This window comes from Flavicella sp., from assembly GCF_037132785.1.
Classification (GTDB): domain Bacteria; phylum Bacteroidota; class Bacteroidia; order Flavobacteriales; family Flavobacteriaceae; genus Flavicella.
This window is the reverse complement of sequence record NZ_JBAHZZ010000143.1, coordinates 1-14,420: the sequence shown is the minus strand read 5'-3', so window position 1 is coordinate 14,420 and position 14,420 is coordinate 1. Positions and strand designations below refer to the sequence as shown.

At 32.2% G+C, this 14,420-nt stretch carries 10 protein-coding genes; 2 read left to right on the top strand and 8 right to left on the bottom strand.

The features are described 5' to 3' along the window. Positions 1–281: 281 nt before the first annotated feature. The 5 genes from ssb to V5787_RS09475 form a co-directional block, all read right to left on the bottom strand. Complete coding sequence (ssb, locus tag V5787_RS09495) at positions 282–620, bottom strand: single-stranded DNA-binding protein (protein ID WP_336892998.1); 339 nt, start codon at positions 618–620, stop codon at positions 282–284. 196 nt (positions 621–816) lie between these two features. Then, positions 817–3,114: an inorganic phosphate transporter gene (locus tag V5787_RS09490; RefSeq protein WP_336892997.1), complete on the bottom strand. Its 2,298-nt coding sequence runs from the start codon at positions 3,112–3,114 to the stop codon at positions 817–819. A 95-nt stretch (positions 3,115–3,209) separates the two neighbouring features. Further along, positions 3,210–4,409 (bottom strand): porin, encoded by a 1,200-nt coding sequence (locus V5787_RS09485; RefSeq protein WP_336892996.1) that lies wholly within the window; start codon positions 4,407–4,409, stop codon positions 3,210–3,212. A gap of 365 nt (positions 4,410–4,774) precedes the next feature. Next, on the bottom strand, positions 4,775–5,986 hold the full coding sequence (locus V5787_RS09480; protein ID WP_336892995.1) for a hypothetical protein: 1,212 nt from the start codon (positions 5,984–5,986) through the stop codon (positions 4,775–4,777). 172 nt (positions 5,987–6,158) lie between these two features. Beyond that, the gene (locus tag V5787_RS09475) at positions 6,159–8,915 is read right to left on the bottom strand and encodes a TonB-dependent receptor (protein ID WP_336892994.1); all 2,757 of its coding nucleotides are present in this window, start codon (positions 8,913–8,915) and stop codon (positions 6,159–6,161) included. Positions 8,916–9,095: 180 nt separating this feature from the next. Here V5787_RS09475 and V5787_RS09470 point away from each other — a divergent pair, with 180 nt between their 5' ends. Both V5787_RS09470 and V5787_RS09465 read left to right on the top strand, forming a co-directional pair. Continuing rightward, positions 9,096–9,788 carry a response regulator transcription factor gene (locus V5787_RS09470; RefSeq protein WP_336892993.1) on the top strand — a complete coding sequence of 231 codons (693 nt, stop codon included), beginning with the start codon at positions 9,096–9,098 and terminating at the stop codon, positions 9,786–9,788. Next, positions 9,778–10,818: an ATP-binding protein gene (locus V5787_RS09465; protein WP_336892992.1), complete on the top strand. Its 1,041-nt coding sequence runs from the start codon at positions 9,778–9,780 to the stop codon at positions 10,816–10,818. Before V5787_RS09470 ends, V5787_RS09465 begins: the two co-directional genes overlap by 11 nt. On the opposite strand, the gene V5787_RS09460 is transcribed toward V5787_RS09465, so the two are convergent. From V5787_RS09460 to V5787_RS09450, 3 genes are read right to left on the bottom strand one after another with little or no spacing between them, the layout of a single operon-like run. Next, positions 10,804–11,919, bottom strand: coding sequence for a glycosyltransferase (locus tag V5787_RS09460; protein WP_336892991.1), 1,116 nt, complete (start codon positions 11,917–11,919; stop codon positions 10,804–10,806). The genes V5787_RS09465 and V5787_RS09460 overlap by 15 nt on opposite strands. A gap of 44 nt (positions 11,920–11,963) precedes the next feature. Then, the gene (gene purD / locus V5787_RS09455; protein ID WP_336892990.1) at positions 11,964–13,244 is read right to left on the bottom strand and encodes a phosphoribosylamine--glycine ligase; all 1,281 of its coding nucleotides are present in this window, start codon (positions 13,242–13,244) and stop codon (positions 11,964–11,966) included. Positions 13,245–13,251: 7 nt separating this feature from the next. After that, positions 13,252–13,827, bottom strand: coding sequence for a sugar transferase (locus V5787_RS09450; protein WP_336892989.1), 576 nt, complete (start codon positions 13,825–13,827; stop codon positions 13,252–13,254). Between the last annotated feature and the right edge of the window lie 593 nt (positions 13,828–14,420).

Below are 14,420 nucleotides of genomic sequence, written 5' to 3'. Positions count from 1 at the left end.
ATAGGAAGGCTTACCAACGGCACTTTTACCCCTGGAATAGTCCTTGTCTATTATTTTTGAAATTCGATCCCAATCGATAAGAATATTTATTTGACTGAAAAATGTAGCTTTTATCTTTCTTGTACGTAAATCACAAATGCTATCTGCAAAAGTAACTGTTCTTTGTAGTTTCATAACTTAAATATAAGCTAACAAACAATGATATAAAACCTAAGTTTGGATCTTTGTTTTTGTCATGTACCTTGCAACGGTCTTAAAGTAATGCTCTACTTTGATCTATTTTATTTTTTCCCTCCTAACATCAATAATTCATTAACAACAATTTCAGAAACATATCTTTTATTTCCTTCTTTATCATCGTAACTATGATTTGTAAGCTTCCCTTCAATTGCCAATTCGTCTCCTTTTTTCACATACTTTTCAACCACCTCTATTAACCTACTCCACACAACTAGGTTATGCCATTGGGTGTCTTCTACCTTATCTCCTTTTGCGTTTTTATACGACTCATTTGTAGCCATTGTAAATTTTACTAATTTTTTACCCGACTCTAATTGAATTACTTCTGGCGTGCTCCCAACACACCCAATTAACTGTACTTTGTTTCTTAAATTACTCATAATACAACTGTTTTATTATATCAAAATTCATTCGTTCGTTTCGACACTGCAAAGTAAAACTACAACCAAAACCCGAATCGGTTTTAAAACAGTTACTTTCGGACGTAAACAATTGTAGTCGTTTAACACCGGTAATTATAGACCACAAAAAAACCTGATACTCTCGTATCAGGTTCTAATTAAAAAATAAACTCTTCTATTTTAAGGAGTCTTGAGATGCTTTATTTGCTTCATAATATTCTTGTATCAAATTCATCGACCCTGTTAACAAATCTTTTGTTTCTAACAACAGCCCAAAGTATAGTGTTGTGTTTTTTGGACTTGATTCCTCAGTACGTGTTCTCTCTATTTGTTTTTGAATTTTTTCTGATACTATATCAAATGCTTTCCTATCATTTAAAATATCAGCAATTTTCTCAAAGGACATTTGAGTGAAAGCATCTTGTATATTATTAAAAACCACCAACAAAGCCTCTTCAATTTCTTTAAGCTCTTTTACCTGACTTAATTTAAGTTTCTTATGGTTATTACTTACATGCTTATTTGTAGCTTTAACAATAAATTCTAAAGACTGAGTAATGTCTTGTAAACAACTCAATAAGTTGATATAAAAACTACTTGCGGTAACACTTGATTCATCTAAATTTTTAATAAAATAGAATATGTTATCTCGTAGTTCATCTACTTCATTAGACAATTTTTCAATCGTCTTTTTATTTTTCTTCAACAAAACGAGGTCTTGTTTGACCAGTCCTTTAAGCGCACTTCCATAAACTTTACCCCCACGTTTTACAAGTGAAGCAATCGTAGCTGCACTTTCTTTAATCACGCCTTGTACAGAGGTGCTTTCAGCTTGATTCAAACTGTCTTCTGATTTGACTTCTTTAGATTTCTTTCTATCAGCAAAAAAGTTTCTTAACAACAGCCCTATTGCCATTACTAACAATAACGGAAACATCAATTTCAGATTCAAATTCAATAGATACGCCACCAAAGCCGCTGCCGTAAATGCACTAAAAGCCGTAAAGAACCAACCTCCAATTACATTGATAACTCCAGCAACTCTATACACTGCGCTTTCAGCTCCCCAAGCCCTATCAGCTAGTGAGGTGCCCATAGCCACCATAAACGTAACATAAGTAGTAGACAAAGGTAATTTATAAGATGTAGCAATTGAGATTAACACTGCAGCAACCATTAGGTTAACTGCTGCTCTAACCATATCAAAAGCAGGTAATTCATGTACTTTATCTTTCGATAAAATAATTGGAGGAGAAGTAAATTGTTTTTCAATTTTGTCTCTCAACGATTTTGGTGTAATATATGACACCCCCTGAGAAACTCCCATCGCAAATCTTACAAATCCTCTAGACAAGAAATTCGGTTGAAATCTTTCTTTTGTAGTCGCTTGGCTTGATAAATCTAATGATGTCTTCACTACATTTTTCGCTTTGCTAGAAAACCATAATGTTACTACCATTACTAAACCTGCAAAAATTAACAATACGTTATTTGTCGGAACCTTTTCAGACAAAATACTCATACTAAATTCATTTGCTTGAACACCTGAAATTGCCCATTCCTTAGAAAAAGCTAAATATGACTCCCATGCAGCAATTGGAACTCCAATAAAATTTACCAAATCATTACCTGAAAATGCCAATGCCAACGCAAAAGTTCCAACGATGATTACCATTTTATATATGTTAGCTTTTAAAAAGTTAATCATTATATATGAAGCAGCAGACCAAAACACAGAACTAACCAAAATAATTCCAAGAACTTCATTCTCTAAAAATTCTTTTATGTTTCTACCACCAAGAATATCCAATGATTCTTTTGCGTAAGAAGTTCCTTTTAAGCCTTTCATAAAAATAAAATAGGTAATCGAAGTTAACGCAATCCCTCCAAACAAAGCGCCAACCCAATTCGCTTTTGATTCAAAATTATACGACAACAATAATCGTGTTATCCATTGTACAAATGCACCTATAGAAAAAGCGACGACGACAGACAGTATTATTCCAAAAATAATTTTAGTAGCAGTTTCGGTATTGATATAAGTAATTAAATCAGTAAACTCACCTGATCCTTCTGAGCTATATATTTTTAACAAAGCCATCGCAACTGCAGCACCTAACAATTCAAACACTATTGAAACCGTTGTTGATGTTGGCATTCCTATAGTATTAAAAAAGTCCAACAATAATATATCTGTAATCATAACCGCCATAAAGATGATCATGATTTCGTTAAAATAAAATTCACTCGGGTTAAAAATACCTTTACGTGCAACTTCCATCATACCACTTGAAAAAACCGCTCCAACTAGTACTCCCAAACTCGCTACAATCATAATTGTTTTGAAAGAAACGGCTTTTGAACCTATCGCAGAATTCAAAAAATTTACTGCATCATTACTTACACCTACAACCAAATCAGCAATCGCCAATAAAGCAAGTGCAATTACCATAAACATATAAATACTATCCATAATATAATCTAAGTATAAAATTCAAAAATACGTAATTTAAACGTGCAAATATCTTGATAATTATCATGTATCCACGTTACTATATTGTTATGTTTTTACAGCTGAATTTCGACCTGTACCCTAAAGCCAATTCTATTTTCTGAGCCTACTATATCCGTATAACTAATATCAGATTGCACCTTTAACTTATGCCCAACAACATACTTAGACACCCCCAAAGTATATACATTTCTTTCTTCACCACCGTCAACAGCAGAGAATACAGAAACATTTGTGTACCTCGTTGCCAGCTCCCAATTGTTTTTAAATAAATATCCTGTTTGCAAATTTAATCCATTACCGATACTAACCAAATCATTACCAGCATCTCTGTACGCATATTCCCCCATAAAAGAAAGCCCTTTATATTTAAACATTGCATCTATAAATACCGTAGTAACATCTGTAGTAACATCCACGTAAGACTCATCAAGATCTTCAAAATATTTCCCTTGAGACCCACGTGTTTTTCTAGCATCTACATTATAATCATACGTAGAACTCAGCATTAATTTAGGTGTTTTTTCGCGTTTTAAATCTCCGCCTTTATACTCTCCTTTTTCTTCAAACAAACCAAAAGGCAACAATTCTACACGTCCTGTATATTGATAACCACCCTCGTTTTCAATCGTAACATTCCTACCTTCTCCTTGAGAAACAGCAATACGTTCACGAACTACAAACTTATTTGTTAAATTAAAATTATGCCTTAACTGTACTCCAAAAGAACGGTCTAAATTAAATTCGCTATTTAACCTTGAACGATCAACCAATTGAAGGCTTGAGGAAGAAATAACACGCTCCACATTTCCAGGCAATTTTGCTTGACCAAACCACACTTCAAAATTATCTACAAAATTCCACATTACAACAGCGTCCAGCACCATTCTTGGTGCGTAATTTACTGCAGCAGATGCCTTTTCTTCAGGATTACCACTACTCAAATCATTATTAGACAAACCAAACTCTAATTTATATTTGATTGTTGGGTCATAAACGAATCCATCAAATTTCAATCTAGATCTTCTTACCAATGCAGTAGAAACATGTTCCGTTAAGTTACCATTACTATAAAACCATTGGTTAGTACTCAACAGCTGCATTCTTGCTCCCAATTTAATACTCCAAGAGTTGTTTTCTCCTTTAAAATTTATAATTCCAGCACCAAACTTTGTGGTCTTTATGGATTCAACAGTCAATTGCCCTCTCATTGTTGCCGTAAACAAAACAGCAATTCCTAAAATAATTCTCCTCATAATTCAAATAAAATATGCACCGCAAATTAAATTAGAATTCCTAAATTTTAAGTTTATTAATACGTTACAGTTATGTTACTGTTACATTAACCTAACGTTAACAGTTTAACGTAATTATAATTATATTTTTAAGTTCATTTAACTAGATTATCAATAAATACAATAGCTGCAGAAATAGCGTGGTGCTTAATGAAAATTTTAACAAAAACATTAATTATGAATTATTCAATATTTTAACAAAAACAAAAAAGAGAATACTCGTCGAGTATTCTCTTTTTATAAAACTATTGCGAACACATTTCCTTTACAAATTTGTATTCTATAAAAAAGGCAGCCTTAGGCTGCCTTTTCAAATTATGTTTTCTTTAGTCAACTATAGCAGGTAATTCATATCCTGACCAAGAGAATACTGAAAAATCAGCTCCTTTTTCTGATGCCACATTAATACCATCAAATAAATTAGTATCTTCAATTACCATACCGTTAATAGTACCTCCTACATTATTTTCTCCTACATTTCCCATTTTATAAGCATTTGTAATTGTTAAAGTACCATCTCCTGAATCGTCTTTGGTATCAATTAAATGACCAAAAGAAGCATCACCATATGCAATAAACACAGCATTATTAATTGTAGCAATACTTCCTCTACGAATCTCAGCTCCAGCCATTAACTCAACTGTCTGATTCAAGTTTAAAATTGTTACACCTTCAAATGTTGGTGCAGAAATTGGAGTTGCAGTTGGATCAGAAGAGTTAGAGTCACCCTCAATTCCTCTTGGGTCATCCGTAGCTAATGTAAATCCATCTTCTCTAACACCAAAAGCATTTGTAATTGTCCCAGTATACCCACCAGTAAAGTCAAACATATCATCTGCAATATTTACACATAAAACATTATCTACATCAACAGTACCTCCAAAAAACTCGATACCATCATCAGCACCATATTTAATTACAATATTATTAATTGTAGTACCCGAACCAACAGTATACAATGATAATCCATTAAATTCTTGGTCTCCATTAATTTTGGCTCCTGTATACTCAGCTATGATATAAGTTAAAACTCCTGAGTTATCCGCACTATCTGCTTCTGAAGCTGGTTTACCATAATTCAAACCTGCAACTTCAGATTGAACAGAATCACCTTTATTTGTCTGAGTTTTACCTGCAACAACAATACCTCCCCAGTCTCCTGCTGCTGGATTTTCAGCGTCAGAAGTAAATGTAATAGGATCAGTAGCGGTACCAGCAGCAATTAACTTAGCTCCTTGTTCAACAGCCAAATACGTATCTGTTTCACCAGCTGTAGCAACAATAGTTACACCTGCCTCAATAGTCAAAGTATATCCTTCTTTAACCAACAAAGCTCCTGTTAACACATAATCAGTTCCTTTATATAAAGTAACGTTCGCTTGAACTTCACCATACAAATCTCCCGGTACAATATCTGCTTGTTCAGTGATAATCCCATTAAACACCCCTGGTATAGTATCATCATCATCATCATCACTATTACAGCTTGTAAATACAAATATAGCTATTGCTAAAATTGATAAAATTGATTTTTTCATTTCGATAAAATTTATTTTTTGTTTTTATTTGTTAGACAAAGAAAGCATAGTTTTCTCTCAACTACGTTAAGCCTCGATTAATTCCCTGTTAAGAAACAGGCGCTACTGTAAACTTATTGTTAACAAAAAAACATCTAAAATGATGTGTTCTTTTACATGTTTTATGATTTTTTTAGAAATTATACTCTAAAGACAACCCCGTATCTATACCTCTTTTATACGATCTATTTGTCAATGGACTACTTAAATCCCTAACTCTTTCAATTGATGGATCCAATATGTTTTTTACGGCAATTTTAAATGTCCATTTTTCATTGAATTTATGCTTCCCTACAATATCTAAGCTTGCAATAGATTTTTGAACAATGTTTTCTAAGCCAACACCTCCTTGATTACTTCCAATACTAAATAGTTTATCGGACTGATAATTAAAAACTACTGTTGCAATAGTTTCTTTCACCCCTTTGTGAATCACATATGAAATATCAGCATTTACAATTACTGGAGCAGCACCTTCCAACTGAGAACTTGAATTTGTAGGGCTAAACAGACCCGTAGCCTCTAAATCTTGATTAGAGTACATAAACGTAGTATTGACACCCAAATTCAACTTACTAAAATCATCCAAATCCACATCTCCAATAGTTAATAAATTAGTTTTATACTCTAATTCCAAACCATAAACCTGAGCATCCCCAGTATTTTCATATGAATACTGATTTTCTGAAGCGGCAACCAATTCAATTCTATTGATAGAGTTTTCAATTATCTTCCCGAAAAGAGAAGCACTAAACAAACCTCCATAACCGGGGAAATACTCATACTTAAAATCAATATTTATATTTTCAGACGGCTGAAGATTACTATTACCTTGCTCGGCATAATCAACTCCTTCATAAACAAACTCAGCAATTTCTTTAAACTGTGGATAGGTATACGTTTTACTAGCAGAAAATCTAAACTGACTTTCCTCATTCACACTATATTTCACATTCAAAGTAGGCAACAAATATTGCTTATCAATATTTGACTTTAAAACATTACCTCCTGTTAAATTTGTAGACCAATCAACTTCCATATCAATCGATTCAAATCTTCCTCCAATATTTACAAATAATTTTTCAGAAAAACTATAATCCAAACTAACATCAAATGTATTGATAAGTTTTACCCCGTTATAAGTAAAAGGATCCAATGCACTGCTCCCAAAACCGTAACCAGTAGTCAATTTAAAGCCCTGGTTACCACTTCCATTATTCCCAAAATCAAGATTTTCTTGATTAAAATACGCACTCAAATCATTCCTCTCAACAACAGTCGTAGGATTCAAAACATTATGATCAAAATATATAGCCTCAAACTGCCTATCCGTATTTCTTAACGAATACCCAAAATTTACAACTCCTTTAGTTTCAGCCTCATTTCTATTACCTAAGTAAATTTTACCTGATAAGTTAATGGCTAAATCATTTTCATTTAAATTATGATAATATCGACTATTATTTCTCGGACTTCCTGTCGAAAACCTAGTTTCTCCAGAATCTTCATCTATTAAAAAAGTATTTTTCATCCTATTTGGCTCATCATTCTTAATATTATTAAATGCGACACCTAAATCCAAATCTAAATAATCACCAACTCTATTTTTTGAAATCAATTGATTGACCAACAGCATATTTTGATTTTGAGTCTGCAAAATTACATTCACATTATCATTGTCATTCGTGTCTCCAAAATAATCTTGTATCTTCTGACTATTTGACTGAATAAAAATAGTATTATACAATAACTTATGGTTTTCATTAATTGAATATTCGAAATTTCCCATCAACAACTTTGACGTAGAATATGCATATTCTTTAGCATCATAATAATCCGTACCTTTTAGATCTTCTGTTTTATTATTTGTACTAAACCCATCATTATATCTATAGTTATTATCAAACGAACCTACTAAGAAAAATGAAAATGAAGAACCATTATCAAAAAAATACTTTTTCCCTCCATTCAAAGAAATACCAACCACAGGTGCTGCTGTAGAATTATTTGGAGAAAAACTATCTTGAAAACTATATTTCTGTAAAGAAGTAATCGGATGATCCGTACGAGAAGCAATACCAACATAATTTGCTCCATCAATAGTTTTAAAACTTTTAAACGTAGTTTGTGAATTAAATCCAGTAGACACATTTACAGAAAAATTAGATCTTGTCGAAGCCTGTTTGGTAACAATATTAATATTTGCACCTCCAAAATCACCAGTACTACCTGAAACAAAAGTTTTACTAATCCCAATATTTTGAATAATATTCGTTGAAAACAAGTCCAAAGAAATATTTTTTAACCCTGGATCATTTGACGGCAACGGCAAACCATTCAAAGTAGTACTGTTGTAACGATCTCCTAAGCCTCTTACATAAATCTTATTAGATCCTTGTTGCATAGAAACTCCTGCTACCTTTGTTGTTGCAGCGGCAGCATCAGATACTCCTTGAGACGACAATTGCTGAGCTCCAATACTCTCAATAATTACAGTAGCTTTTTTTTGATCTGCAATCAATGCACTCACAGATTCTTTAGACGTAGAACCTTTTACAATCACCTCATCCATCAATACTCCTTCACTTGCTCCAATACCTTGATTTAAGATATAGCTCTGACCAGCTTCAACAGTAATAATTTTTTCCGAAGCTGTATACCCAACAAAACTAAAAATAATCACATATTCACCTTCTTCCAAAGACAGCGTATAATTCCCTTCAAAATCGGTTGTAGTTCCAATCGTTGTTCCTTTAATAAAAACATTTGCAAAAGGTAGTGTCTCATTATTCATCTCATTATCTGTCACAACTCCAGAGACAGTTCCTCTCTCTTGAGCAGCCATTGAAATAGTCAACAACAGTATGAATACAATTAATAAATTTCTCATTATATTTACATCTTATTTTAAGCTGCAAAAGTCTATAGAATGAATGGAGTATAGGTTACCTATAGTTTACCGTTGTGTAAATTTAGTGTTAACAATAATAATCAGGATTAAATGATTGTAAAATAAAACCTATGGTCCTATATATTGATTAGCTTTGCCTCGAAGAAAAATTTATCCTTTATGAAAAAAAATGACATTACAATATTACTCGTAGACGATGAACCAGACATTTTAGAAATTGTAGGTTACAATTTAAAAAATGAAGGATACACAATTCACACTGCTAACAACGGATTAAAGGCTATTGAAAAAGCGATTAAGTACAAACCACATTTAATATTGTTAGATATTATGATGCCAGAAATGGACGGAATTGAAGCTTGCGAAAAAATCAGAAATACAGAAGGTCTAGAAAACACAGTTATTGCTTTTTTAACAGCAAGAGGAGAAGACTATTCACAAGTTGCCGGTTTTGACGCTGGTGCAGATGATTATATCACAAAACCTGTAAAACCAAAAATCCTTGTCAGTAAAGTAAAATCGTTGTTGCGTAGAGTTAAAGAAAACGACATCAATCAAGACCAAACTATTGTAGGTGACATTATTATAGACAGAGAAGCTTATTTAGTATTAAAGGCAGGAAAGAAAATTATTCTTCCAAGAAAAGAATTCGAATTATTTTCTTTACTTGCATCAAAACCAGACAAAGTATTTAAAAGAGAAACAATTTTAGATAGAGTTTGGGGAAATGAAGTTGTTGTAGGAGGTAGAACTATTGATGTTCACATTCGGAAACTTCGTGAAAAACTAGGAGACAATCTCTTTAAAACTGTTAAAGGTGTTGGATACAAATTTGTATTGAATGAAGATTAAAAAAACATATGCATTTGCATTTATAACTTCCGTTCTGTTTACATTATTAACAGTCGGAGGTTTTTCATTTTTATTATATTTTAAATACACTATTGTTATAGATCTTGAAGTTACCCTTTACTCCACGGTTATTGTCTTTTTTATGTTTTTTATTGTACTACAAAAAAGAGTAGAACAGTTTATATATAAACGTGTTTTAAAAATCTACGAAGAAGTTTCGTTATTAGATATAAATAATCTTAGCAGAACAAATGTAACTCCTGATATTGAGTCTCTTTCTAAGGAGATGCAAAAATTTGCAGAGGACAAACAATTAGAAATCGAATCTTTAAATGAGCGTGAAACCTATCGTAGAGAGTTCTTAGGTAATATTTCTCATGAATTAAAAACACCTCTCTTTACTGTACAGGGTTATATTTTAACCTTAATAGAAGGAGCTGCAGAAGACAAAGATATTAGAGATCGTTATTTGGAAAGAGCTAATATTGGAGTAGAGCGACTTACTTCTATTGTAAAGGATTTAGATATGATTTCTAAATTAGAAACAAACGACCTAAACCTCAATATACAGCCTTTTAACTGTTTGGAAATGATTCAAAATATATTTGACTTGTTTGATATGAAAATCAAAAAGAAAAATATGACATTGCGATTTGATAAACTTTATGAATTTCCAATTTTTGTGATGGGTGACGCCGCCAAAATAAAACAAGTTTTGATAAACTTAATTGTCAACTCCATCAAATATGGTAAAATTGGAGGGATTATCATGGTCAGTATCGGATCAACACGAGGAAATAAGATTGCCATCAAAGTTAAAGACAACGGAGAAGGAATTAAAAAAGAAAACATCGGTCGTATTTTTGAACGATTTTACAGAGTAGACAAAAGCAGATCTAGAGATCAGGGTGGTTCTGGACTAGGATTATCCATAGTAAAACATATTATTGAAGCTCACAAACAAACTATTACTTTGGAAAGTGAATATGGAAAAGGATCAGAATTTACCTTTACTTTAAAAAGAGCCTAAATTGCTCTTAAACACTTGTAATAATCCTGAACTTAATCCAGAGGAATAATTCTCTACAAAACCAGAATAATTATCTGCTTTAGAAAGCATACTCAAATTAAATTTCCCTTGTTTACAAAATGGGGCAATTTTTTTTTCTTCTAAATACTTCGCTAAATACTCTTGTTCTATCTGTCCTGGGGTAGGCACAAAGACTGCTTTTTTATTTAACCTTGCTAAATCCATAATCGTACTATAACCTGATCGTGAAACAATCATTTCACTCATATTTATTGCTGCTTCTAATTTTTTAGAGGTTAAAAAATTTACGACCTCAATATTCTTAGAAACATTTTTCAAAACAGTTTGATTCAAAACCCCTCTAACCAACAATACCTTCGCTTCAAAAGAAGAAAATTCTTTTAATACGATCTTTTCAAAAATTGAACGTTGTGGTTCTGGTCCTGAAAGAAGCAATAAAACATCGTACTTTTTTTTCAGCTGGTTAGGCTCAAAGCGACTTAAATTTCCTAAAAATTTAATCCGAGTCTTAATCTTAGAAACCTTTGATAATTTTCCTGACAAACTTTTACTTCCACGAACATCTGGAACCCAACAAACATTAAAATTAGAAATAATTTTTTGATGATATTTTGAAGTAAACCAAGTTGTTAATCCAGAAAAAACATTCAACTGATGTGTCATATAAACGGAAGGAACATTTTGATGATAAACCCCAAATCGATTGTCGGATATCAAACCAACAAACTCTTTATCAAGAAACAAGTCTGCTATTATCTTTTGTTCCATTTTCACGGCCTTTTGAATAGACCAAAACGAAAATAATAATTTCCACTTCGTAAAATAAGAAAATTCAGAATATTGAATCTGATAAGACGGAAGTTCAATGACCTCCAACTTAGGAAATTCTTTCTTTAATAACGCTAGAGCAGCTCCATCGCTTGCCAAGACAGGAGAGAAGTTATGTTCAATTAAAAAATGAATGATCGGAATACAACGAGCTGCATGTCCTAGACCCCAATTTAATGGGGCTATAAGAATTTTGTTACTAGTAACTTTATCAGAAGTTGAAAAGTCAATGTTCTCTTTGTCTGTAGACATTTTTATAGATTAAAAAACTATTATAGCCACCTATAAAAAGAAGATTACACATTTTTTAAATCAAATCCGATGTCTTTACGGTAATTCATGTATTCAAAACTTACTTTAGATATATTTTTATAAGTTTTCTCCAAAGCTTCTTCCATAGAATCACCCAATGAAGTAAATGCCATCACACGCCCTCCGTTAGTAACTATTTTATTGTCTTTTATTGTTGTTCCTGCATGAAAAACAGTTGTACCCTCTACATCATCAAGTCCATAAATAACTTTTCCTTTTTCGTATGATTCAGGATACCCTCCCGCAACAATCATAACGGTAGTTGCAGTTTTTGATGTCAGTTCCAATGATTTTTGATTCAATGTTTGTGTTGCAACTCCTTCAAACAAATCTAATAAATCAGAATCAATTCGTGGAATAACAACCTCTGTTTCGGGATCTCCCATACGTACATTATACTCAATAACGAATGGGTTTCCGTCGATATTCATCAAACCAATAAAGATAAAACCTCTATAATCAATTCCATCTTTTTGTAAACCGTCAACAGTAGGAATTACAACCCTTTCTTCAACTCTTTTCAAAAAGTCTTCATCTGCAAAAGGAACTGGAGAAATAGCTCCCATTCCACCTGTATTCAACCCTATATCTCCTTCACCAATTCTTTTATAGTCTTTTGCTGAAGGTAATACTTTATAACTTTTACCATCTGTTAGAACAAAAACAGACAACTCTATACCATCTAAAAACTCTTCAATAACAACTTTTGAAGATGCTTCTCCAAATTTGTTATTCGTAAGCATATCTTCTAATTCGGACTTGGCCTCTTCTAGTGTTTCCAAAATCAAAACACCTTTACCACCTGCTAAACCATCTGCTTTTAAGACATAAGGGGATTTTAGGGTATCCAAAAATGATTTTCCTTCTTCTAAGGTTTCTTTTGTAAATGCAGCATATCTGGCAGTTGGTATTCCGTGACGTTCCATGAATTTTTTAGAAAACTCTTTACTTCCTTCCAATTCTGCTCCATCTTTTTTAGGTCCTACAACGGGCACAGACTTCAACTCCTTATCTTGTAAAAAGAAATCATGTATCCCAGCAACCAAAGGAGCTTCTGGGCCAACAATTACCATTTCAATTTTATTTTCTAAAACAGCCGCTTTAACAGCAATAAAATCCACAGGATCAATACCAAGATTAATTGCACAATCAGCAGTTCCTGCATTACCAGGAGCCACAAAAAGTTTTGATAATTTTTTACTTTGTGAAAGTTTTAATGCAAAAGCATGCTCTCTTCCTCCAGAACCTAAAATAAGAATATTCATTTTGTATTTATTTTCCTTTCCCTTTAACCACAACAATTATTGTGTATAGGATAATTTTAATATCAGTTAACAAAGATACGTTATCTAAATAAACTAAATCGTATCTCGCTCTTAATTTCATTTGATTGATACTATCAGCATAACCATATCTTATTTGACCTAGCGAAGTAATACCTGGTCTTAATTTTTGCAACTCTTTATATCTAGGAATATGAACTATAATATTGTCCAAAAAAAACTGTCTTTCGGGTCTTGGCCCCACAATACTCATTTCCCCAATCAATACATTTATAAACTGAGGGAATTCATCTATTCTATACTTTCTAATAAACTTACCGAAATAAGTGATTCTAAAACTTTCCTCATCCGATAATAATGGATCATTTACTGGAGGAACACCTTTCATGCTTCTAAACTTATAAATCTGAAACAAGAAACCGTTTTTACCAACCCTTTCTTGTATATAAAAAGGTCGTTCGCCTGTGGTTAAAAATATTATAAGAGTAACAATTGGCACCATCCAAACTAATACAGTTACAATTACAATTATTGAAAAAACAATATCAAAGCCCCTTTTAACCATTTTTTATTTAATCTTCTTTTTTAAATCAATCCCGTCCTAAATAAATTCTAGGTTTAATCAAAAGTATTAATTTCATTACTAATTTGATAGCAAAACATTAATAATTAAAAAGCCTCCGTGTATTCCGATATTTGGAGGTTTTTCTTTTTTTAAGAATGGTTATCTAGCCATTTTTGGAGCTCAATTTTCACAAAAAGGTTAAGTCTTAGAAAAGCAACCAAATTAGACAAATACCAATTGTGTTTGGCTAAAGCTTTCAAGTATTTGAAGACTAAAACACTGATTAAAGCGGCAGGGTAAACTCACACTTTTTCAAGTTAATTCGATTTGCTTGTAGTTGTTTGTTTTTAGTATATTATACTGACAATCGGGTAAATAGAATTATGGATTCAAAAAGCAAATTAATCCGTATTTTCAGTAAGGCAGAAGGCCCTAGAAGCGATATAAACAAGTTAAGACCGTTGCATAATGCTCTTTTCAGTTTTAGATTTCAATTTTGACTTTTTAAATCTAAAATTTATATTTTTTTTTCTTATTTTCATTGTTTATGTTAGTTATGGATCTATTTTTTGGTTCATTTTCCTTTAGTTTTT